Origin of the sequence: Streptomyces sp. JW3 (assembly GCF_052216785.1) — a bacterium.
In the GTDB taxonomy this organism is placed as follows: Bacteria; Actinomycetota; Actinomycetes; order Streptomycetales; family Streptomycetaceae; genus Streptomyces.
Genome location: NZ_JBQOUX010000015.1, coordinates 1 through 22,282, shown reverse-complemented (window position 1 = coordinate 22,282; position 22,282 = coordinate 1). Strand labels below are relative to the sequence as shown.

At 72.8% G+C, this 22,282-nt stretch carries 17 protein-coding genes and 1 pseudogene; 8 read left to right on the top strand and 10 right to left on the bottom strand.

Annotated elements, in window-relative coordinates:
- Window positions 1-10: 10 nt before the first annotated feature.
- Window positions 11-472, bottom strand: coding sequence for a GNAT family N-acetyltransferase (locus ACTT8P_RS09100; RefSeq protein WP_442831031.1), 462 nt, complete (start codon window positions 470-472; stop codon window positions 11-13).
- A 171-nt stretch (window positions 473-643) separates the two neighbouring features.
- Between ACTT8P_RS09100 and ACTT8P_RS09095 the strand changes: the two genes are divergently transcribed.
- Complete coding sequence (locus tag ACTT8P_RS09095; RefSeq protein ID WP_442831030.1) at window positions 644-1,669, top strand: lytic polysaccharide monooxygenase auxiliary activity family 9 protein; 1,026 nt, start codon at window positions 644-646, stop codon at window positions 1,667-1,669.
- A gap of 16 nt (window positions 1,670-1,685) precedes the next feature.
- On the opposite strand, the gene ACTT8P_RS09090 is transcribed toward ACTT8P_RS09095, so the two are convergent.
- The gene (locus tag ACTT8P_RS09090; protein ID WP_442831029.1) at window positions 1,686-2,726 is read right to left on the bottom strand and encodes a DNA polymerase Y family protein; all 1,041 of its coding nucleotides are present in this window, start codon (window positions 2,724-2,726) and stop codon (window positions 1,686-1,688) included.
- A 10-nt stretch (window positions 2,727-2,736) separates the two neighbouring features.
- The gene (locus ACTT8P_RS09085; protein WP_442831028.1) at window positions 2,737-6,258 is read right to left on the bottom strand and encodes a DNA polymerase III subunit alpha; all 3,522 of its coding nucleotides are present in this window, start codon (window positions 6,256-6,258) and stop codon (window positions 2,737-2,739) included.
- Window positions 6,259-6,410: 152 nt separating this feature from the next.
- On the opposite strand from ACTT8P_RS09085, the gene ACTT8P_RS09080 reads away from it, so the two are divergent.
- Window positions 6,411-7,469, top strand: coding sequence for a DUF3533 domain-containing protein (locus ACTT8P_RS09080; RefSeq protein ID WP_442831027.1), 1,059 nt, complete (start codon window positions 6,411-6,413; stop codon window positions 7,467-7,469).
- A 70-nt stretch (window positions 7,470-7,539) separates the two neighbouring features.
- Here ACTT8P_RS09080 and ACTT8P_RS09075 read toward each other — a convergent pair whose 3' ends face one another.
- The 4 genes and pseudogenes from ACTT8P_RS09075 to ACTT8P_RS09060 all read right to left on the bottom strand — a co-directional run bounded on the left by ACTT8P_RS09075 (window position 7,540) and on the right by ACTT8P_RS09060 (window position 11,939).
- Window positions 7,540-8,622, bottom strand: coding sequence for a S1 family peptidase (locus ACTT8P_RS09075; protein ID WP_442831026.1), 1,083 nt, complete (start codon window positions 8,620-8,622; stop codon window positions 7,540-7,542).
- A 246-nt stretch (window positions 8,623-8,868) separates the two neighbouring features.
- Window positions 8,869-9,318: pseudogene (locus ACTT8P_RS09070) on the bottom strand (hypothetical protein); the annotation flags it as partial.
- Window positions 9,319-9,783: 465 nt separating this feature from the next.
- Window positions 9,784-10,692 carry a S1 family peptidase gene (locus ACTT8P_RS09065; RefSeq protein WP_442831025.1) on the bottom strand — a complete coding sequence of 303 codons (909 nt, stop codon included), beginning with the start codon at window positions 10,690-10,692 and terminating at the stop codon, window positions 9,784-9,786.
- Between the two features lie 206 nt (window positions 10,693-10,898).
- Window positions 10,899-11,939: a DUF5685 family protein gene (locus ACTT8P_RS09060; RefSeq protein WP_442831109.1), complete on the bottom strand. Its 1,041-nt coding sequence runs from the start codon at window positions 11,937-11,939 to the stop codon at window positions 10,899-10,901.
- 353 nt (window positions 11,940-12,292) lie between these two features.
- Between ACTT8P_RS09060 and ACTT8P_RS09055 the strand changes: the two genes are divergently transcribed.
- Window positions 12,293-12,730, top strand: coding sequence for a cell division protein SepF (locus tag ACTT8P_RS09055; protein WP_361165623.1), 438 nt, complete (start codon window positions 12,293-12,295; stop codon window positions 12,728-12,730).
- 46 nt (window positions 12,731-12,776) lie between these two features.
- On the opposite strand, the gene ACTT8P_RS09050 is transcribed toward ACTT8P_RS09055, so the two are convergent.
- Window positions 12,777-13,952, bottom strand: a complete 1,176-nt coding sequence (locus tag ACTT8P_RS09050) for an acyl-CoA dehydrogenase family protein (protein ID WP_442831024.1) — start codon at window positions 13,950-13,952, stop codon at window positions 12,777-12,779.
- Window positions 13,953-14,146: 194 nt separating this feature from the next.
- The gene (locus tag ACTT8P_RS09045; protein WP_442831023.1) at window positions 14,147-15,760 is read right to left on the bottom strand and encodes an MFS transporter; all 1,614 of its coding nucleotides are present in this window, start codon (window positions 15,758-15,760) and stop codon (window positions 14,147-14,149) included.
- 158 nt (window positions 15,761-15,918) lie between these two features.
- Here ACTT8P_RS09045 and ACTT8P_RS09040 point away from each other — a divergent pair, with 158 nt between their 5' ends.
- Together ACTT8P_RS09040 and ACTT8P_RS09035 are read left to right on the top strand one after the other, a co-directional pair.
- Window positions 15,919-17,109, top strand: coding sequence for a hypothetical protein (locus tag ACTT8P_RS09040; RefSeq protein ID WP_442831108.1), 1,191 nt, complete (start codon window positions 15,919-15,921; stop codon window positions 17,107-17,109).
- A 240-nt stretch (window positions 17,110-17,349) separates the two neighbouring features.
- Window positions 17,350-18,357, top strand: a complete 1,008-nt coding sequence (locus ACTT8P_RS09035; RefSeq protein ID WP_442831022.1) for a phosphatase PAP2 family protein — start codon at window positions 17,350-17,352, stop codon at window positions 18,355-18,357.
- Window positions 18,358-18,435: 78 nt separating this feature from the next.
- Here ACTT8P_RS09035 and ACTT8P_RS09030 read toward each other — a convergent pair whose 3' ends face one another.
- Window positions 18,436-18,651, bottom strand: a complete 216-nt coding sequence (locus tag ACTT8P_RS09030) for an I78 family peptidase inhibitor (RefSeq protein ID WP_442831021.1) — start codon at window positions 18,649-18,651, stop codon at window positions 18,436-18,438.
- 453 nt (window positions 18,652-19,104) lie between these two features.
- On the opposite strand from ACTT8P_RS09030, the gene ctaD reads away from it, so the two are divergent.
- The 3 genes from ctaD (at window position 19,105) to ACTT8P_RS09015 (ending at window position 22,253) form a co-directional block, all read left to right on the top strand.
- A complete protein-coding gene (gene ctaD, locus ACTT8P_RS09025) occupies window positions 19,105-20,796 on the top strand; it encodes an aa3-type cytochrome oxidase subunit I (protein WP_442831020.1) in 1,692 nt (563 codons plus the stop codon).
- Between the two features lie 298 nt (window positions 20,797-21,094).
- On the top strand, window positions 21,095-21,886 hold the full coding sequence (locus ACTT8P_RS09020; RefSeq protein ID WP_442831019.1) for a hypothetical protein: 792 nt from the start codon (window positions 21,095-21,097) through the stop codon (window positions 21,884-21,886).
- A gap of 103 nt (window positions 21,887-21,989) precedes the next feature.
- Window positions 21,990-22,253 (top strand): hypothetical protein, encoded by a 264-nt coding sequence (locus ACTT8P_RS09015; RefSeq protein WP_442831018.1) that lies wholly within the window; start codon window positions 21,990-21,992, stop codon window positions 22,251-22,253.
- Window positions 22,254-22,282 lie beyond the last annotated feature (29 nt).

Here is a 22,282-nt window from a genome sequence, read left to right as displayed (position 1 = left end):
GCCGGCCCGCTCATGAGACCCCCGGAAGCAGCCGCTTGCGGTAGTGGACGCGGTCGTAGGGCCCGTCCACGCGGCGCTCCACGACCTCGTAGCCGTACCGCGGATAGAGCCGCTGGTTCTCCCGCATCAACGCGTTCGTATAGAGCCTGATCTCGGGGAGCCGCAACGCACGCGCGCGTGCCTCCACGAACGTCAGCAGCCGTCGCCCCACGCCCCCGCCACGGGCGTCGGGGTGGACGGCGACGCTCTCCAGGAACAGATGGCCGGGGAACGCCTCGACCACGACCAGCCCCACCACCGGCGCACCCGTGACGAACACCCGTCCCGCGGCCACGTCCGCCGCGTGATCGGCCGCCATTGGCGCCGGCGCGACGCCGATGGCGGCGAGGTACGGCCGGTAGGCGGCGTCGGTGACGGCCCGTACGGCGGGCACGTCCCGCGCGTCGGCCGGTCTGATCGTCTCGTCCGTCATGCCGTCGACGGTACCTACCTGAGCCCAGCCTGAGCACTCCCTTAACGCGACCATAAGGATCTCCGTCCGCCGCCGCCAGCAGGCGTTTTCGCGGTTTTCCGGGGCTAGCGTGCTGGTCACCCCCCACGGGTTCCGGACCGCCTTTCCAGAGACCGTTTCGAGGAGTTCGCCATGCCCGCACCCCTGCCCGCCGCCCCCCGCAGAGCCGTCGCCGCCGTCGCCGCCGCCTGCGCGCTCCCCCTCGCCCTCACCGTGCTGACGGCCGCGCCCGCGGCCGCGCACGGCACGATGGGCGACCCGGTCAGCCGGGTCTCGCAGTGCTACGCCGAGGGCCCGGAGAGCCCCGACTCGGCGGCGTGCAAGGCGGCGGTCTCGGCCGGCGGCACCCAGGCGCTCTACGACTGGAACGGCATCCGCATCGGCGACGCGGCGGGTCAGCACCAGCAGTTGATTCCGGACGGCAAGCTGTGCAGCGCGAACAGCGAGGAGTTCAAGGGCCTCGACCTGGCCCGCGCCGACTGGCCGGCCACCAGTGTGAGCAGCGGCGCGTACACCTTCAAGTACCGGGTGACGGCCCAGCACAAGGGCACCTTCAACGTGTACATCACCAAGGACGGCTACGACCCGTCCCAGCCGCTGGCCTGGGCCGACCTCGACCTGTCCGCCCCGGTGGCGACGGTCACCGACCCGGTCGCCGCCGACGGCTTCTACACCTTCTCCGGCAGCCTGCCCGAGCGCACCGGCAAGCACCTGCTGTACGCCGTCTGGCAGCGCTCGGACAGCCCGGAGGCGTTCTACTCCTGCTCGGACGTCACCTTCGGCGGAACCAACACCACCACCGGCACCACCACCGACACCACCGGCACCACCGAGAAGGACGACACCTCCGCCGCCGCGCCCACCGCCTCCGCCCCCTCCGACGAGCAGATCGAGGCCGGCGCCGACAAGTCGACGGTCGAGCACCACGGCCACGGCGACCAGGACGCCACCACCACGACCGACCCGACCCCGGCGACCGGGGCGGCCACGGACGAGGGCAACGACCTCACCGCCGCCGGCGGCACCACGAACCTCGCCGAGACCGGCGGAAACAGCAGCACCCCGTACCTCGCGGTCGGCGGCGCCGCCGTCCTGGCCCTCGGCGCGGCCACCCTGTTCGCCTCGGTCCGCCGCCGCGCCACCCACGGCCACCGCTGACCGGCGAACTAGCCGGCTACGCCGCCAACGCCCCCGGCAGCACCGCCCGTGGTCCGAATCTCGCTCGTGCGCGGTCCGCGGCCTCCTCGATGCGGCGGACCTTCTCGTCCACCGGGTCGAAGGTGAGCTGGTGGGTGGCCTGTTCGGCGGGGGCGAGGCCCTCCGCGCGCAGGGCGATCGCGCGGACCCGGGCGCGCTGGAGGCCGAGCGCCTCGTACATCTCGTACGCGGTGGCGGTGAGCGCCGCCGAGTGGGCGGTCGGTTCGCGCAGGGTGCGGGTGCGGGTGGTGGCCATGGGGGTCCCCCCGCTCGAGCGGAGCCGAGAGTGGGGGAGGTCGGCGTAGCGGACGGTCAGGGTCAGGGTGCGGCAGATCTTGTCCAGGGCGCGCAGCCGGGTGCCCAGTTCCTCGGCGGCGGAGAGGAGGGCGCGGCGGTGCCGGGCGGGGTCGAGTTCGTCGCGGGGGAAGGGGCGGTCGGCGGCCAGCATGGGGGTCCCCCCGCTCGAGCGAAGCCGGGAGTGGGGGAGGGAGACGCCGTTCGGGACGACCCGGCCGAGGTCGACGCCGTTCGCCTTCTCGTGCAGGTCGCGGGCGGTCTTCGCGCCGACCAGGCGCTGGAGCGTGGACAGCGGTGCGGCGGCGACCCGGCCGAGGGTGTCGAGGCCGTACTCGCACAGGGTGCGGGCGGTGGCCCGGCCGACGCCGGGCAGCGCGGCGACCGGCCGTTCGGCGAGGAACGCCACCGCCTCCTCGGCGGTGACCGCGCGGACCGCGCCCGGCCGGGCCTCCCGCAGCGCCATGCGGGCCAGCAGCGGGCCGGGACCGGCGCCGATCGCGCAGTCGATCCCGTGCAGGGCGAGGGCGCGGACCCGGATCACCGACGCCAGCTCCACCGCGTCGCGCCCGAAGTACCGTTCGGCGCCGCGCAGATCGGCCAGCGCCCCGTCCGGCGGCAGCGCCTCGACGACCGGCGTGAACTCCTCCAGCAGCCCGAGCAGTCCCGGCAGGGCCGCCTCGTACATCGGCGGCAGCTGGAAACGTACGCAGAGAATGGTCATCCCGCACTCCTCATCCCGCACTCCCCGGACTCTGGTGCCACAACTTCCTTCCCACCGCGGGCCCTTCGCCCGCGGGGCGCAGATCGGCCCAGGGGTGCATCTCGTACCCCGTGGGCATGCGGACGGTCCGCTGCCGTTCCATCGCGTCCTGCGCGGCGGAGCCGGCCGGCGCGGGCTGCCCGTCGGAGCCGGCCAAGCGGCGGCGGGCGGCACCGTCCTCGGGCGTGCCGCCGCCCCCGGTCCCGCCGGCGAGCCGGGCCGCGACTCCGTCCAGGCCCTCTTCCCGCCGTACCTCCAGCAGTTCGGCCAGGTTCCAGGCGGCGGCGCCCACCACGCTGTAGCTGCGCGGCCCGCGCCGCTGCACCACCCCGCGCACCAGCAGCAGCCAGGAGTGGAAGACGGTGTGCGCGCAGGCGTCGTGCGAGTCGTCGAAGAAGGCCAGGTCGACCAGGCCGGTGCCGTCGTCCAGGGTGGAGAAGATGACCCGGCGGCCGGACCGGACCGGCGGCGTCTGGGTGGCCGCCTTGGCACCCGCGACCAGTACCGTCTGCCCGTGCCGGGCCTCGCGCAGCCGCCGCGCCGAGAGCACACCCAGTTCGTCGAGGAAGCTGCGGTGGTCGTCCATGAGGTTGCGCGAGGCGTCCATCGACAGGACGCCCAGCTCGGCGCTGAGCTTCTCCGCCGAGGTGAGGTCGGGCAGCCCGGCCGAGGCGGTCCTGCGGCCGCCGGACAGCGGGAGCTGGTCGCCGCGGCCGCCCCGGGCGCCCCGGTGCAGCTCGGTCAGGTGCAGCTGGAGGTCGCGGCGGTTGGCGCCGAACGCGTCCAGCGCGCCGACCTGGGCGAGCCGCCCGGCGAGCGGGCGGCTGGGGCGGGCGCGTTCCCAGAAGTCGAGCAGCGAGGCGTACGGCTGCCCGGCGGCGATCCGCTCCGCCTCGGCCTCGCTGATGCCGTGCACGTCGGAGAGGGCCAGCCGCAGCCCCCACACTCCTGATTCAGACACCAGTTCGATCCTGTGTGCGACCCCCGACTTGTTCACGTCCAACGGCAGGATCGGCACCCCGCGCCGCCGCGCGTCCGCCAGCAGCAGCCGCTTCGGATACATGCCGGGGTCGTGGGTGAGCAGCCCGGCGTAGAAGGCGGCCGGGTGATGGGCCTTGAGCCAGGCCGACTGGTACGTCGGCACCGCGAAGGCCACCGCGTGCGCCTTGCAGAAGCCGTACGAACCGAACGCCTCGACGATCTCCCAGGTCCGCCCGATGGTCTCCGCGTCGTACCCGTTCGCCGCCGCGTGCTGCGCGAACCACACCCTGATCCGCCCCTGCGACTCGGGGTCGGACAGCCCGCGCCGCACCCGGTCGGCCTCACCGCGCCCGCAGCCGGTCAGGACCGCGATGATGTCGATGACCTGCTCATGGAAGACGACCACCCCGTACGTGCTCTCCAGCGCCTGAGCCAGGTCCTCGTGCGGGTGGCGCACCGGCGCCCGCCCGTGCCGGGCCTCGATGAACGGCCGCACCATGTCGGCGGCGACCGGTCCGGGCCGGAAGAGGGAGATGTCCACGACCAGGTCGTGGAAAGTGGCCGGCTGGAGGCGGCCGACCAGGTCGCGCTGGCCCGGCGACTCGATCTGGAAGCAGCCCAGCGTCTCCGTGGAGCGGATCAGCCGGTACGTGGCCGGATCGCCGTCCGGTACGGCGTCCAGGTCGACCCGCTCCCCCGACGCCCGTGCCACCTCGGCGACCGCGTGCGCCATCGCCGACTGCATCCGCACCCCCAGCACGTCCAGCTTGAGCAGCCCGAGGTCCTCCACGTCGTCCTTGTCGAACTGGGCCATCGGGAAGCCCTCGCCGCTGGTCGGCATGACCGGCGTACGGGAGAGCAGGGAGGCGTCGGAGAGGAGGACGCCGCAGGGGTGCATGGCGACGCCGCGCGGGAGGGCGTCGAGCGCCTCGACCAGTTCCCAGAGCCGGCCGTACTTCTCCTGCTCGCCCGCCAGCTCCCTCAGCTCGGGCAGTTCCGCCAGGGCCGCGCGGGCGTCGCGGGCCCGGATGTGCGGGAAGGACTTGGCGACCCGGTCGATCTCGGCGGGGTCCATGGACAGGGCGGCGCCCACGTCCCGGATCGCGTGCCGGACGCGGTAGGTCTCCGGCATCGCGACCGTCGCCACCCGCTCGGTGCCGAACCGGCCGATGATCGCCCGGTAGACCTCCAGGCGGCGCGCGGACTCCACGTCGATGTCGATGTCGGGCAGCACCACCCGTTCCTTGGAGAGGAACCGTTCCATCAGCAGCCCGTGCCCGACCGGGTCGGCGTGCGCGATGCCGAGCAGGTGGTTGACCAGGGAGCCGGCGCCGGAGCCCCGCGCGGCGACCCGGATGCCCATGTCCCGTACGTCGTCCACCACCTGAGCGACGGTGAGGAAGTACGAGGCGAAGCCGTGGTGGGCGATGATGTCCAGCTCGTGGTGCATCCGCTCCCAGTAGGTCCGCTGGTCGCGCCGCCGGTCGTACCCCTTGCGGATCATCCCCGCCGCCGCCCGGGAGGCCAGCGCCCGCTGGGCGGTGCGGCGGCCCGCGCCGACCAGATGCGGTTCGGGGAAGTGGACGGCGCCCATGCCGAGGTCGTCCTCGGGGTCGACCAGGCACGCGGCGGCCGTCGCCCGGGTCTGCTCCAGCAGCCGGTGCGCGGTGTTCCGCCCGAAGCCCGCGGCCTCGACGATCCGCTCGGCGGCGGCCGCCATGGCACCCGGGTCCTTGAGCCACGCCGCCCCGGAGTCCAGTTCCCGGCTCGCGCCGACCGGGACCAGGCGGCGGGCCGCGTCCAGTACGTCGGCGACCGGGCCCTGGCCGGGGTCGGCGTACCGGACGGCGTTGGTCAGCACCGGCCGCACGCCCTGCTCGGCGGCGAAGCCGACGGTGCGGGCGGCCAGCCGCAGGGAGCCGGGTCCGGTGCCGGTACGGCCGTGCCAGACGGCCTCCAGGCGCAGGTCGTCGCCGTACACCTCGCGCCAGGGGACGAGCAGCCCGGCGGCGCGGTCGGGGCGGCCGGCGGCGAGCGCGCGGCCGACGTCGGAGTCCGGGCCGAGCAGGACGGTGAGGCCGTCGGCGTGGTTGTCGGGCCAGGACAGGAGAGGGGTCTCGGGATTGCGGTGCGCGGCGGAGACCAGCCCGCACAGGCCGGCCCAGCCGCGGGCGCCGTCCCGGGCGAGGAAGGTGACCCGCGGGGCCGACTCGTCGACAAAGGCACCGCCGCGCACGGGGGTGCGGCGCCGGTCCCGGCGCACGGAGGTCTCGCCGCGCTCCGGCGCCGAGGCGGGCGGCGCCACCGCCAGGTCGGCGCCGAACAGCGGGCGGACGCCCGCCTTCGCGCACGCCTTGGCGAAGCGGACCGCGCCCGCGAGGGTGTCGCGGTCGGTGAGGGCGAGGGCGTCCATGCCCCGCTCGAAGGCGCGCTCGGCCAGCCGCTCCGGGTGGGAGGCGCCGTACCGCAGGGAGAACCCGGAGACGGTGCGCAGATGCGTGAAACCCGGCACACACACCTCCCGCACTGATGACCTTCCGACGCTCTATCGAACGCCTGTTCCAACTACACCACCCACCATACCTCCATCCTCGAATGTGTGTACGACATCCGTTCGGCCCCGCCCCACCTGCGCGAACACCCTCCGACCGGGACCGTGGGGACATGTCACACACCTCGGGCACCAGCGATCGGAACGCTTCGTTCCGCGACGAGGTGAGGGACGCCGTCACCCCGCGGGCCACCCTGCTGGTGCTCGGCGTGATCGCGCTCCAGTTGCTGTTCATCGCCTCCTACGTCGGGGCGCTGCACGACCCGAAGGCGCGGGACGTGCCCTTCGGCGTGGTCGCGCCCGGCGCCGCGGCCGGGCAGACGGTGGCCCGCCTGGAGCGGCTGCCGGGCACGCCGCTGGACCCGCGCGCGGTGACCGACGAGGCGAGCGCCCGGAAGAAGATCATGGACCGGGAGATCGACGGCGCCCTGGTGGTGACCGCGCGCGGCACCCGCGACACGCTGCTGGTCGCCTCCGGCGGCGGCACCGCCCTCGCCACCACCCTGGAGCGCCTCGTCACCGAGTTGGAGGGGACCGAGCGGCGGACCGTGCAGACCGTCGACGTGGCCCCGGCCTCGGCCCACGACTTCGACGGGCTGTCGTCCTTCTACCTGGTCGTCGGCTGGTGCGTCGGCGGCTATCTGTGCGCCTCGATCCTCGCCATCAGCACCGGCGCCCGGCCCGCCAATCCGCGCCGCGCGGCGATCCGGCTGATCGTGATGGCACTGGTCGCGATCGTCGGCGGACTGGGCGGCGCGGTGATCATCGGGCCGGTCCTCGGGGCGCTGCCCGGCAGCGTGGTCGACCTGTGGGGGCTGGGCGCGCTGATCACCTTCGCGGTCGGCGCCGCCACCCTCGCGCTCCAGGGCGTCTTCGGGATCGTCGGCATCGGCCTGGCGATCCTGCTGGTGGTGATCGCGGGCAACCCGAGCGCGGGCGGCGCCTTCCCGCTGCCGATGCTGCCGCCGTTCTGGAAGGCGATCGGTCCGGCGCTGCCGCCGGGCGCGGGCACCTGGGCGGCCCGCTCGGTCGCCTACTTCAGGAGCAACGACCTGACCTTCTCACTGCTGGTGCTGTGGGCCTGGGCGGTGGCGGGCACGGTGCTCACGCTGCTGGCGTCGGTACTGCGCCGCCGGCGGCCGGAGGCGGAACTGCCCACGCAGGCGGGCTGAACCCGGCCCGGAAACGGCGCAGGTCCCGCCCCTCGCGCGCGGGGCGGGACCTCCTTGACACGTCAGCCGGTCAGCCGATCTCCGTCCCGGTGGCCGACAGCGCCTCCGTCACCGGCTGGAAGAAGGTCTCCCCGCCCGAGGTGCAGTCGCCACTGCCGCCGGAGGTGAGGCCGACCGCGCTGGAGCCGGAGAAGAGGGAGCCGCCGCTGTCGCCGGGCTCCGCGCAGACGTCGGTCTGGATGAGGCCGTTGACTATGTCGCCGTTGCCGTAGTTCACGGTGGCGTCCAGGCCGGTGACCGTGCCGTCGTGCACCTGGGTGGTGGAGCCGCTGCGGGTCACCGCCATGCCGACGGTGGCCTCGGCGGCGTCCGTGATGGACTGCGCCGAGCCGTCGTAGAGGTTGACCTCGCTCGGGTGGTCCACGTCGGCGGTGTACTTGACCAGCCCGTAGTCGTTGTCGGGGAACTCGGAGACCTCGTTCTCCCCGATGACCGTGCCGGACGAGTCCGACCACGAGGTGATGGCCTCGGTGCAGTGGCCGGCGGTCAGGAAGTACGGCTCGCCGCCCTTGGTGACGTTGAAGCCGAGCGAGCACCGCCCGCCGCTGCCGGTGATGGCGTCGCCGCCCGCGACGAAGGGCTGGTACTTCCCCTCGGTGCGCTTCAGTTCGGCCGTGCCGCCGAGTCCGCCGACCACCTCGGTGAGCTTGGCCCACTCGGCCTTGGAAACCGTGCGGTCGGCGGTGACGACGACCTTGTTGGTGGTCGGGTCGGTCACCCAGGAGGTGCCCGGCACGGTGGCGTCCCGCTCGATGGTGGTGCGCGCGCGCTTCAGGTCGGCGAGCGAGTTCTCGACGATTCTCGCCGTGGCGCCGGCCTCCTCGACGGTCCGCGCGGCGGCCTCGTCGAGGACGTTGACCACCAGGCTCTTGTCCTGGGCGTCGTAGTAGGTGCCCGCCGCGTCGGCGCCGAGGTCGCCGAGCAGGGTGGAGGCGAGCTTTCCGGCCGCGGTGGCCGACAGGGTCTCGGGGCTAGCGGGCGCCGGGGTCTCACTGGCGTTCGCGGACTGGAAGGTGACCGCCGTGGCGATCAGCGCGACGATGCCCGCGCCCGCCACGGCCGCCCGCCGCCTGGGTGTGCGTCGGTGCTTCAACTCATGTCCTCCTGTGGGGGGTCGGCCCGCGCGGTAGTGGGGACCGCGCGGACCGGAAGGCCGGTTGACAGGCGCTTACTCTTCCGAACGGCACAGCTCGCACACAAGGTCGACTTCGAGACGTGCGCACGACAACTCCGGTGCGCACACACGACCTCCACCGTTTGCTCCCGGGCCAGGGACGATTCGCGGACGATTCGCAGAGCAAACACTCCGGATCAAGAACCGTTCACCGGAGAGTGAGGTCTACTCCTGTCTGGATTCCGCCTCTTGCGCCGCACCCCGCAGCCGTGCATCTACGCGCGGTGGCCCGCTCCGGCCGGTCTCCGGCGGGGCCGGCTGCTGAGCCCGCTCCAGGAACCGCAGCAGTTCCACCGGGAAGGGCAGGACGAGCGTGGAGTTCTTCTCGGCGGCGACCGCCACCACCGTCTGGAGCAGCCGCAGTTGCAGCGCGGCGGGCTGCCCGGACATCTCCTTGGCCGCCTCGGCCAGCTTCTTCGACGCCTGGAGCTCGGCGTCGGCGTTGATGACCCGGGCCCGCCGCTCCCGGTCCGCCTCCCACTCCCGGTCCGCCTCCCACTCCCGGTCCGCCTCCCGTTCCCGGTCCGCCTCCCGCTCCCGGTCCGCCTCGGCCTGCTGGGCCGTCGGGCGCTTCATGGTCCCGGGCAGCGAGACGTCCTCGGTCTCGACCCGGTCGGCCGGCCGGCTCCGGCCGCGGGTGCGCGGGCCCGGCTTCACCCGCGAGAGCGACCTGGACGCCTCGCCACCGCCGCTCCCGGCGCCACCAGCTCCTCGACCATCACGGCCCCCGGGGTCCGAAGTGGGCGCGTCGAGTGATCCGCGCATGCTCCATCCCTGATCTTGCGTGAGTATCCCGGCTTCAGTCGGGGAGGGAAACGCATCCTGATTATCGGAGCTGCGAAGCGGCGTAGTACGCTGCGCAGCTGCTTCGGCAGCGGTCAGGGCTTGGCCGTCCTGCGGGTCTTCGGCCCCAAGGGAGAAGCCTCCTCGTTCACGAGGGGGAGGAGTCACGTGCACGCTTTGACCGCTCTTTGTGCGCTCTTCGACGGTAACGCCGGTTCCGGACAAAAGGGAGCCCCCGCACGGCGATTGCCGTGCGGGGGCCGGTGGTGCCGCTGGCTGCGACCGCGCGCGGGCGGCTCAGTAGACGCTGACGCCGTAGGCGCTCAGGGCCTCCGTGACCGGCTGGAAGAAGGTCGTGCCGCCGGAGGTGCAGTCACCGCTGCCGCCGGAGGTCAGACCGTAGGCGGTGCCGTTGCTGCCGTAGAGCGAACCGCCGGAGTCGCCGGGCTCGGCGCAGACCGTGGTCTGGATGAGGCCGTAGACGATGTCGCCGCTGCCGTAGTTGACGGTGGCGTTCAGAGCGGTGACCCGGCCACTGTGGGTGCCGGAGGTGGAACCGTCACGGATGACGGTGGCGCCCACGCTCGGGGTGCCGGCGCTGGTGATGTCCACACCGTTGGCGGTACCGGGCTTGGCGACCGACGTGTTGGTGTACCGGACGATGCCGTAGTCGTTGGTCGGGAAGCTGGAGCCGGCGGTGGTGCCGAGCGTCGTGGTGCCCGAGGAGTTGGAGTACCAGGTGCCGGCGCCGTCGGTGCAGTGCCCGGCGGTCAGGAAGTACTGGGTGCCGCTGCTGCTCTGCACGTTGAAGCCGAGGGAGCAGCGCCAGCTGCTCGTGTAGATGGCGTCGCCGCCCTGGATCAGCTTGTTGAACGTGCCGTTGGTGCGCTTGATGCTGAGCGCGCCGGCGTTGTCCCCGGCCTGCTGCTTGATCTTGGCGATCTCGGCCTGGGAGACCGTCTCGTCAATGGTGACCAGGACCTTGCCGGTCTTGCTGTCGACGGCCCAGGCGGTGCCCGGGACGTCGGCCTTCAGCACCGAGCTGCTCGCGCTCTTGAGCTCGGCGGAGCTGAAGGTGGTGGGGGTGTCGGCCGCGGTCGCGCTGGGGACCGCGATCGCGGCGGCGGCCACGAGGCCGGTGGAGACGGCGATCAGCCGGGTACGTCTCGTGATACCGCTGCGGGGGGTGGTGCGCTTGATCCTCACTTTTCGTTCCTCCACGGGGGAAGTAGGGGGCCCATTCGTGGGGTTGCCGGGCCCGTGAGGCGCAGCCAGAAGCCCCCCGGATGTCCGGATTCCGGAAACGGCGTGCCCCTGACAAGCGCTGAGTGGGAGTATTCGGCCGAACGAACGGTCGGCGCAAGGGTGCCTTTCGGCCGTCACCACTAGTACGACCGGTACGGTCAGCTCACTCAGCGCACTCGGGCCAGTCGCCGCTCTCCCGCCTCGACAGCGATGTCGAGGGTGTTCCCCGGCAGTGGGAACGGACCGCCGAAGCGGTCGGCGAAGACACACGGCGGCGACCGCGCGCGGTTGCGGTCGACCGCCGTCCGGCCGTCCGGCCGTCCGGGTCCGGCGCCGACGGGCAGACGGGTACAGGAACCGGAAGCGGTAACTGCCGTGCCCGTTGGTGGCGTCCGCGCTCCGTAGGCGCGGTGGCGGCGGTGGCACGAGGACCGCGTGGCGACGGTCGCCGAACTCCGCCTCCCGCAGCGCGAGCCGCACCCCGTGCACGGCGTCGTCGGCCAGCCGCCGGGCCTCGGCGAGCGGGGTCCCGGTGGCGGATGGGGGTCCCCCCGCGCGAGCGAAGCCGAGCGTGGGGGAGGATTCCACGCACCCGAGGCGGCGTCCGCCTCCCGGTCCGCCACCGCGTCCAGCAGATGCGCGAGCCGCCCGAACAGCCGCCCGGCCTCGGCGAGCGGCGCGGCGCTGTGCGGCCGGCCGGCGAGGTGGGCGGTGTGCGCGAAGGCGGCGGCGGTCGCGGTCTCGGTCGGCTCGGTGACGACGCGGACCGGCGTCCCCGGCCCGGCGAGCGCCTCGATCCCGCCCTGCCGGTCCACCGCGTCGACCAGGACGGCGGTGTCGAAGCCGACCGCACCGCCGCTACGGGCCCCGGCCGCGTCCCAGCGCGCGGCGACCCGGCGGGCGGCCGGCGCCACCGGTCGGCGGGCCAGCAGCCCGTCCCCGTCGGCGACGTGGTCGCGCACCTTCGCCGACGCCAGCACCAGCGAGACGGCCGCCGCCAGCCGTGCCCCCTCGCCGTGCGCGACGGAGGCGGTACGCATCCCGCGCAACGGGCAGGGTCCCGCCGGGCTCAGGCCCCCGCGCCGCCCCGCCGGGGCCTGAGCCTCCGTCAACACCGATATGAGCAGCCCGTCATAATTGGTCACGATCCGCGCGAACTGTCCGTGGTCCCCGCGCAAAGCGAGACACAATCCACACAAGTGCGCCATCCACTGGCCGGTGAGGCTCTCCCCGAGCCGATGCCGGCAGGGCCTGACCATCCCGAACACAACACTCCCCCGTGTCTGCGTCACGTCGCTTGAGCTGCGGCATCGTACCGACCGCCGGGTTCACCCGTACGCCCCGTCCCTCACCCGTCCGCCAGGAAGAGTCATATTTCACTCACGGTCAGCATCCGTTTGGGGAACGACCCTTGGGACACATGGACTCTCGACGGATTCGCTGTGCACCAGTACCGTCACAAACCCCCCGCGCGGCGTCTATCCACTTGGCGCGACGTCCGCATCATGGATGACCATAGGGATGCGGAAGGCACGAAAGACCGCTGAGGAAGGAGGCGTCCATGGGATCGGTACGCAAGGCGAGTGCGTGGCTCGGCCTCGTCGACGACAACGATGACGAGCGCTACTACGACGACGACTACTCCGAGGGCAACGAATCCGGGGACGCCTGGGTCACGGACCCCCGGGTCAAGGTGGCCGCGGACACGGCCGAGGAGCGGGGCCGCCGGATCGGCACGGTCACCCCGGACAGTTTCCGGGACGCCCGCGCCATCGGCGAGCTGTTCCGGGACGGCGTCCCGGTGATCATCAACCTGACGGCCATGGAGGCCGGCGACGCCAAGCGCGTGGTCGACTTCGCGGCCGGGCTGATCTTCGGCCTGCGCGGCTCCATCGAGCGGGTGTCCAGCCGGGTGTTCCTGCTGAGCCCGGCCGACACCCAGGTCATCAACGGCGAACCGGCCGCGCACCGCACGGACGGTTTCTTCAACCAGAGCTGAGGCAGGGCCGCCCCCGCCGGCCCTGCCCGCAGTGTTTCCCGGGCTCCTACCGGAACGCGTCGAGTCCGGTGAGCGCCTTGCCCAGCACGAGCTGGTGCATCTCGACGGTGCCCTCGTAGGTGAGCACCGATTCCAGATTGGTCGCGTGCCGCATCACGGGGTACTCCAGGGAGATCCCGTTGGCGCCGAGGACCGTCCGCGCGGTACGGCAGATCTCGATCGCCTCCCGTACGTTGTTCAGCTTGCCGAAGCTGACCTGTTCGGGCCGGAGCCGGCCCGCGTCCATGCGCCGCCCGAGGTGATGGGCGAGCAGGATCCCCTTGTGCAGTTCGACCGCCATGTCGGCGAGCTTGGCCTGGGTGAGCTGGAAGCCGCCGATGGGCCGCCCGAACTGCTCCCGCGTCTTCGCGTACTCCACCGCCGTCTCGAAGCAGGCGCGGGCCGCGCCCATCGCGCCCCAGACGATCCCGTACCGGGCGTGGCTGAGGCAGCTGAGCGGGCCGCGCAGCCCCGTGACCTGCGGCAGCACCGCGTCAGCGGGCAGTCGTACGTCGTCGAGGACGAGTTCGCTGGTGACGCTGGCCCGCAGGGACCACTTGTGCTTGATCTCCGGCGCGGCGAACCCGGGCCGGTCGGTGGGCACGACGAACCCGCGGATCCCGTCGTCGGTGCGCGCCCACACCACCGCCACCCCTGCCACGGACCCGTTGGTGATCCACATCTTCCGCCCGCTCAGCACCCAGTCGGTGCCGTCGCGCTTGGCGTACGTGCGCATCGCGGCGGGGTCGGAGCCGTGGTCGGGCTCGGTCAGCCCGAAGCAGCCGATCACCTCGCCGGCCGCCATGCGCGGCAGCCAGCTCTGCTTCTGCTCCTCACTGCCGAACCGGTGGATGGCGTACATGGCCAGGGAGCCCTGTACGGAGACCAGGGACCGGATGCCGGAGTCGGCCGCCTCCAGCTCCAGACAGGCGAGGCCGTACTGGACGGCGCCGGCGCCCGCGCAGCCGTACCCGGTGAGCGACATGCCGAGCGCCCCGATGCCGCCGAGTTCGCGGGCCAGCTCCCGGATGCCGGGCAGTTCCCCGCGCTCGTACCAGTCGGCGACGTACGGCAGTACGCGGTCGGCGGCCCAGGACCGGACGGTGTCGCGGACGGCGAGGTCCTCGGGGTCGAGCAGGTCGTCGAGGCCGAGGGGGTCGGCGGGGTTGAAGGACACGGACATGGACACCCTCCGGGGACTGAAACTAGCACTGCTAGTTACGACTCCCGGCCGACGTTACGACGCGCCGCGCCGCACGTCCAGCCACTCTCCCACCCACACACCGCGAGCCGCCGACGGCGCACGAGCCCCACGAGCGACATCCGCCTCGCGACGGACAGCAAACGGGCGGTGCGCCTGGCGGGAGAAGGAAACACTCACACCGAGACCCGCGACTCCACCTCGCCGCGAGGCGAAGGCACCCCCACCGCCCCCTCGACCCCCCGCATCCCCCGCGGCAACCGCAACGCCATCCCCGCCCCCAGAACAAGCAACCCCGCGCTCACCACCAACGTCACATGCAGACCGTGCACGAACGCCCCCGCCGCCGCCGACCGCAACGCCGCCCCACCCGGCCCCCCGAGCCGCGCGGCGACCTCGTACGCCTCCCCCAGCGACCGCCCCGCCGCCGCCGACGCCGCCGCCGGCACCCCGGGAACGTCCGCCAGCGCGGGCCCGTACGCCGCGTTCATCACCGTACCGAGCAGCGCGATCCCGATCCCCGCGCCCAGTTGGTACGACGTCTCCCCGATCGCCACCGCCCCGCCCGCCTGCTCGGCCGGCACCTCGCTCAGCATCGACTCGTACGCCCCGAAGAGCGTGGTCTCCAGACCGAAGCCGAGCAGCACGAACCCGCCCAGCATCAGCCCCCACGCGTCGGTCCGCCCCAGTCCCGTCAGCAGCAGCACCGCCCCGGCCGTCAGACAGAACCCGAAGCACACCGTGCGGCGCGGCCCGAACCGCCGCAGCAGCCGCGCCCCCGCCAGCCCGGCCGCCATCGCCGCGAAGGTCAGCGGCAGCAGCCGCAGGCCGGTCTGGAGCGGCGACAGCCCGAGCACCAGTTGCAGGTACTGCGCCGCGATCAGCTCCAGACCCACCAGCGCCAGCATCGCCAGCACGATGCACCCCACCGACGTGCTGAACGCCGGCCGCCGGAACATCCGCAGGTCCACCAGCGGATACGGCCGCCGCCGCTGCCGCCGTACGAACAGGGCCAGCAGCCCGGCGCCGGCCACCAGCGGGACCACCGTCAGCGCGCTCGCGGCCGGCTCCCCGCCGCCGAGCCGTTTGACGCCCAGCACCACCCCGAACAGCCCGGCCGCCGCCAGCAGCGCGCCGGCCACGTCCCAGGGCCCCTGCCCGGTGTCCGCCGAGCGGGGCCTGGACTCGGGCAGCAGCAGCCGCCCCACCGGCAGGGCGGCCAGCATCAACGGGATGTTGACCAGGAAGACCGACCCCCACCAGAAGTGCTCCAGCAGGAGACCGCCGAGCAGCGGTCCGACCGCCGCGCCCACCGCCGCCACCGCGCTCCACACACCGATCGCGAGCGCCCGCTCGCGCCGGTCGGGGAAGACCTCGCGCAGCAGCGACAGCGTCGCGGGCATGATCATCGCGCCGCCGGCGCCGAGCAGCGCGCGGGCCGCGATCAGCACCGGCGCGCTGCCGGCGCAGGCCGCGAGGGCCGAGGCGACGCCGAACAGCGCGTACCCCAGCAGCAGAATCCGGCGGCGGCCCACCCGGTCGCCGAGGGTGCCGAACAGGATCAGCAGCGAGGCGCAGACCAGCGGGTAGACGTCGACGATCCAGAGCAGTTCGACGGCGCCCGGCCGGAGGTCCTCGCTGACGGCGGGCACCGCCACGTGCAGCACGGTGGCGTCGAGCGCCACCAGCAGCAGGCTGACGCAGAGGACGACCAGGACCACCCAGCGGTTGGCACCGGCACCGGCCGTCCGACGGCGCGGCGTGGCGGCGGCCGCGGTCGTCCCGGACATGTACGTACCTCCAAGAAGTGGCTCGTCAGAGTACGCGAGTCCGCGCGTGCCCCACGTGGCACACCTCTCACCGGCCCCGGTCACGGATGTGGCGTGCGCCACTGGCCGCCCGGCCGTCCGACGGCTGGTGCCCGGCGCCGATAATCGAGCCCGTGACCGTGACCGAACTCGAGAAGCACCCCGCGCCGGCCCGCCCCGGCGCCGCGCGCCGGGCCGCCGGGGCGCTCCTCGGCTACGCGGCCGTACGCGCCCTGGGCCTGGTCGCCCTGGCCCTGTGGAGCGCCGCGCGCGACAAGAGCGCGTACCCGCTGCTGACCGCCCGCTGGGACTCCCTGTGGTACGCGCGGGTCGCCGCGGACGGCTACGGCTACGAGGTGCGGCTGCCGAACGGTGACGTCCACTCCGACCTGGCGTTCTTCCCGCTGCTGCCGTGGCTGGAGCGGCTCGGCGCGGCGCTGACGCCGCTGTCGCCCGCGGACACGGGGTTCGTCGTCGGCGCGCTCGCCTCGCTCGCGGCGGCCTGGGGGATCTTCGCGGTCGGTGACCAGGTGTACGGCCGCCGCGCCGGGGTCTGCCTGGTGCTGCTGTGGGCGGTGCTGCCGGTCGGGATCGTGCAGTCGATGGCGTACAGCGAGTCGCTGTTCACGGCGCTGGCCGCCTGGTCGCTGTACGCGGTCCGCACCCGCCGCTGGGTGACGGCGGGGACGCTGGCGCTGCTGGCCGGGCTGACCCGGCCGGTGGGGCTGGCGGTGGCGGCGGCGGTGTGGGCGGCCGGCGTTGCGGCATTCGTGCGAACCCGGGGCCCGGCCGCCGCGCCCGGCGCGCCTGCCGTCGCACGCGCCCCCGGGGAGGGCGTGCGGTGTGCGCTCGGCCTGCTGCTCGCGCCCCTGGGCGCCGCCGGGTACGTCCTGTGGGTCGGCCACCGCACCGGCGGCGGACCGTTCGGCTACCTCGACGTGCAGGCGGGCTGGCGCAACGGCTTCGACGGCGGCTGGGCCTTCGCCCGTTTCGTGGCCGCCATGTTCACGTCGTTCCCGTCGGTCCTGGCGGGCCTGGGCCTGACCGTCGGCGTCGCCCTGGTGATCTGGCTGTACGTGGTCGGCGTACGGCGGCGGCTGCCGCTCCCGCTGCTGGTGTACACCGGGCTCGTCACCGCACTGGCCCTGTGCGCGTCGGGATATTTCGGCTCGAAACCGCGGCTGCTGCTGCCCGCCTTCCCGCTGCTGCTGCCGCTCGCCGCGGCCCTCGCCCGGCGGCGGACCGCCAGGTCGGCGGCGGTGCTGGCGGGGCTCGCGGTGGCGTCGGCGCTGTACGGGGCGTTCTGGCTGAACGGCTCCGGCCCGCCGTGACCGACGGCGAACACCCTCGGTGAGCACCGGGAGAATTCCACACCAGCATTCGGTGAACGAATTCATAAGCACGATAAAACCGCCGCCTGAAATGATCAAAAGAAATGAAGGCCGCAGTCGGCATGGTCTGCCGAATCCAGGGAATTAGGGCGGGCCCTGAGAGGAATCCCACATCACATCGTCATCACAAAGCCGTTGATTCGGCGGGGACCGGAGCTCACTCGCTGTAACGTCGATTGGGTGCGTACCGAACGGAACCTCACCCGTCTGGACCGGGTGTTCGCGAGACTGGACCGGGAGCCCGAACGGCCGGTCCATCTCGACGTGCCGACCATGAGCCGGCACAGGATCGCCTTGCTCGCCGGGTTGCTCGCGGTCTACGTCGCGATCGTGTGGGCCGTGGTGATCACCTCCTGGCTGGTCCGGCTGGACTGGCAGGTCATGTTCTTCCGGCCGTACCAGCAGTGGCCGGAGATCCACGCCTTCGTCGACTACTACGTGGTGCTGGGCCAGCGCGGCCCCACCGCCGTGATGGTCGCCGCCTGGCTCGGCTGGCGCTCCTGGCGGCAGCACACGCTGCGGCCGCTGCTCGCGCTGGGCGCCTCGCTGCTGCTGCTGAACATCACCGTGGGCGCCGCCAAGTACGGCATGGGCCGCCTCGGCCCGCACTACGCGGTCACCGTCGGGGCCAACGAGATGTGGTCCGGCGGCGATATATTTCCGAGCGGTCACACCGCGAACGCCGTGGTGACCTGGGGCATCCTGGCCTATCTGGCCTCCACGCCCAGGGCCCGCCGCTGGCTGTCCGCCCTGTCCGCGGTCACCTCGCTGGGCGTCGGGATGTCCACCGTGTACCTCGGTACGCACTGGCTGAGCGATGTGGTCCTCGGCTGGATCGCGGGACTGCTGGTGCTGCTGGCGCTGCCGTGGTGCGAGCCGCTGATCGCCCGCTGCGAGTCCTGGATCCTGAGCCTGCGCGACCGGTTCGCGGCCCGGCCCGGCCGGACCGCCGCCGCGTCCCGTCCGGTGGTGTTCACCCCGGCCGCCGCCGACCAGGACGCCCCGGCCCGGGAGCCGGTCGGCACGGCCCGTTCCTCGCGGGCGGCGCCGGTCTACCTGGCCCCCGGCCCGCACAGCACCCGCGCGGAGCGCTCGCCGGTCACCCCGGCCGGCAGCCGCCGCCCGCCGCACTCCGACCGCCATCCCCGGGGCTCCGCCTCCCCCGCCCGCCCCGTCTCGGGCGGCTGACCGCCCTCCCGGTACGCACTCGTCGGCCCCGGCTCCCGCACAGGGAACCGGGGCCGACGCCGTGTCCCGGCCGTCGCCTCAGCCCTTCCAGGCCCGTGCCACGCGGCCGTCGCGCACCTCGAAGTTGAGCCGGCCCACGCGGTACTCCATGGTGATGACCGCGCCGGGCGGCAGCGACCGCACCGCCGCCCACCCCCGCTCCCGCGCGCGCTCCTCGGCGGCGTCCGCGGCGAGGCCGAGGTAAGCGTCCGGACTGTCCTGGGGTTCGCCCGAGGGGGTCGGAATCGATGCCATGCCGCCACGCTATGCCCTGGTTACCGGCCGGGGAAGCCCGGACCGGTAACCGGTTCGGCGGCCCGTCCCCGTCACACTTCTGTCACAGATCACGCTGTGGGTTTTGGCGGAACTCCGTCACCCGGACGAGCGGTTCTCGCCCACTTTCGCGGACCGGTCGGGAGAATTCCCGCACGCACTTCCGCGAGGTCCACCCAAGTCCTCGCCCGAGTCCGCACAGGAAGCGTTCCGGCTCTTCGAATAGCCGAGCGAAAAAGGCCGGAGAAGGGCCGGCCAAAAGCCCTCGGGCAGCTCCGCATTCCGGCCACGGCAGCCCCTCCCCGGCCCACGGAATGCGGGACCGGGCGCGGGCCGCGCACATCACCGCCGTACGCCCCCTGTCGGCCGGCCGGTGCCGCGAGCATCATGGCGTGGGCGCGGCGGGACCGGGAGGCGACGACGAAGGGGCGGGCGATGGGAACGCAGACCTTGGGGGCCACGGCGGAGCCGGTGCGCGCCGAGCGGCGGGGCCGGGTGGTGGTGGACTGGCTGACCACCACCGACCACAAGAAGATCGGCCACCTCTACCTGATCACGTCGTTCCTGTTCTTCCTGATCGCGGGTGTCATGGCCCTGATGATGCGGGCCGAGCTGGCCCGGCCGGGGCTCCAGATCGTCGACAACCAGCAGTTCAACCAGCTCTTCACGATGCACGGCACGATCATGCTGCTGCTGTTCGCGACACCGAGCTTCGCGGGCTTCGCCAACGAGCTGATGCCGCTCCAGATCGGCGCCCCCGACGTCGCCTTCCCGCGGCTGAACATGCTCTCGTACTGGCTCTTCCTCTTCGGCGGCCTGATCGTGCTCTCCTCGCTGCTGGTGCCGAGCGGTCCGGCCGCCTTCGGCTGGTTCGCCTACGCGCCGCTCAACGGCCAGGTGCACTCCCCCGGCATCGGCGCCGACCTGTGGATCATGGGCCTGGCGCTGGCCGGGTTCGGGACGATCCTCGGCGCGGTCAACTTCCTCACCACGATCGTGGGGATGCGCGCGCCGGGCATGACGATGTTCCGGATGCCGATCTTCGTGTGGAACACCCTGTTCACGTCGATCCTGATCCTGGTGGCGTTCCCGGTGCTCGCGGCGGCGCTGCTGGTCCTGGAGGCGGACCGGCGGCTCGGCAGCCAGGTGTTCGACGCGGCCAACGGCGGCGCGCTGCTGTGGCAGCACCTGTTCTGGTTCTTCGGCCACCCCGAGGTGTACATCATCGCGCTGCCGTTCTTCGGGATCATCAGCGAGATCATCCCGGTCTTCGCCCGCAAGCCGCTGTTCGGCTATCTGACGCTGGTGGCCGCGACGATGGCGATCACCGGGCTGTCGGTGGTGGTGTGGGCGCACCACATGTTCACCACCGGCGCGGTGCTGCTGCCGTTCTTCTCCTTCCTCAGCTTCCTGATCGCGGTGCCGACCGGCGTGAAGTTCTTCAACTGGACCGGCACCATGCTCAAGGGCTCGCTCTCCTTCGAGACCCCGATGCTGTGGGCGACGGGCTTTTTGATGTCGTTCCTGTTCGGCGGGCTGACGGGGGTGATCCTGGCGTCGCCGCCGCTGGACTTCCACGTCAGCGACACCTACTTCGTGGTCGCCCACTTCCACTACGTCGTCTTCGGCACCGTCGTCTTCGCGACCTTCGCCGGCTTCTCCTTCTGGTGGCCCAAGTTCACCGGGAAGATGCTGGACGAGCGGCTCGGCAAGATCCAGTTCTGGACGCTGTTCGTGGGCTTCCACACCACGTTCCTGGTGCAGCACTGGCTGGGCGCCGAGGGCATGCCCCGCCGGTACGCCGACTATCTCGCCGCCGACGGCTTCACCGCGCTGAACACGCTCTCCACCATCGGCGCCTTCCTGCTCGGCTTCTCCACGCTGCCGTTCCTCTACAACGTGTGGAAGACCGCGAAGTACGGCAGGAAGGTGGACGTCGACGACCCCTGGGGCTTCGGCCGTTCCCTGGAGTGGGCGACCTCCTGCCCGCCGCCCCGGCACAACTTCACCACGCTGCCCCGTATCCGCTCGGAGTCGCCGGCCTTCGACCTGCACCACCCGGCGTACGCCGGACAGGCCCCGCAGCCCGAGCCGAAGCGGCACCAGGCCGGCGCCGAGGAGTCCTGACCGGTCTTTTTCAGCCACCCCATTCATTCCCCGATTTCCTGATTTGTCGACCCGTCGCCGAAGCGACCAGCGACCCGTCGCATCGCCTCAACTCCCTTACTCAGCAGTGGACTTGACGCACCGGGCCGAGGGCCGCCCGGTGGGTGCCGGTGCGCGTCGGTCGGTTCGATTCCGTTCGCCGCCGGGCGTGACTCCCGCCACGGATCACCCGTTGTCTTCTGCATGAGCCGGGGACCCACCCGGACCACGGGCCGGGGAAACCCGGCCTTGCCACGTACGCATCCCGAGGGAGCCACCCGTGCCGCGCATGCTCGACGTCAGCGACGAGGTACGCGCCGAGATCGGCGACGAAGAAGCCGACCGCCTGCTCGCCGGAGAGACCGCCCCGGGCAGTTACGACTGCACGTCCTGCCGCACCCCGGGCGACTGTGAGCAGGAGCGCACCAGCACCGTCCTGTTCATCGGGGACGAGACCGCAGTCCTCGCCTTCGCCCACGCCGGCTGTCTGCCCTCCCAGGTGGTCAAGGTGACCGAGGAGCAGCTCCAGGGAGCGGTGAAGTCCATCAGCGGCGGCGGCCCGCTCGGCGGCGAGCCGCAGCCCGCGAAGGCCGTGCCCGAGCAGGCGGTGCTCGGCGTGACCAGCGGACTGATCCTGATCGCCGGGGAACTGCACCCGGCCCTGGTGGTGGAGCCGACCGCGCCCGTGGTGCGGCCCGGCACCAACGGCACCACCGACGAGTTCCTGCCGCTGCTGATCGAGCAGGGCTTCCTGCCGGTCACCGACCTGTCCGCGGTGCCGCCGGTGCTGCACGGCTGGTCCGTGCTGCTCGCGGTGGGCCAGCTGCACGCGGTGCTCCAGCCGGGGGCGGGCGACGGCCGGCCGGTGGCCTGGTGGCAGGCGCACCAGCCGCTCCAGGTGACCGAGGGCTGGCGGACGGCCGCCAACAAGCACCAGCAGGTCCTGATGTTCGCCGCGCCGGTCGGCTCGATCGGCCGGCAGCCGCGCGAGGACCTGTTGCGGGACGCGCTGGACAAGGCGGCGGCGGGCGGCCGGCTGGTCGCGGCGGCGCTGCCGCTGGCGGGCACCTGAGCACCCGCCACGCCCGCGGCCCGCCCGGCCGTCCCGGCCCCACGCCCGGCGAAGACGCAACTGGCAGCCGCATCTCTTCGGCCGCGGGGTCGTTTGCACGAATGTGCACACATACGACGCCTTTCACCGCCAGGGCGGCCCCTCGGCCACACCGATCTACGACGCGCTCTACAACGAGTACGTCCGGTCCTTCCGCGCGCTGCCGGGCGACCGCAGCGGCGAGGAGCAGCTGGGGTTCGTCTCCTTCCGGCACATCCCGCGGGGCAGGGGCTCGTACAGCGCCTACAGCGCGGGCGCGCACAGCGCCCGGCTCGGTATGCACCACGTCCCGGCCGCGCTGCCGCCGGCCCCGCGCCGAGGCGCCTGACCGCGGGCGGTACGAAGGGGGGGGGCCCC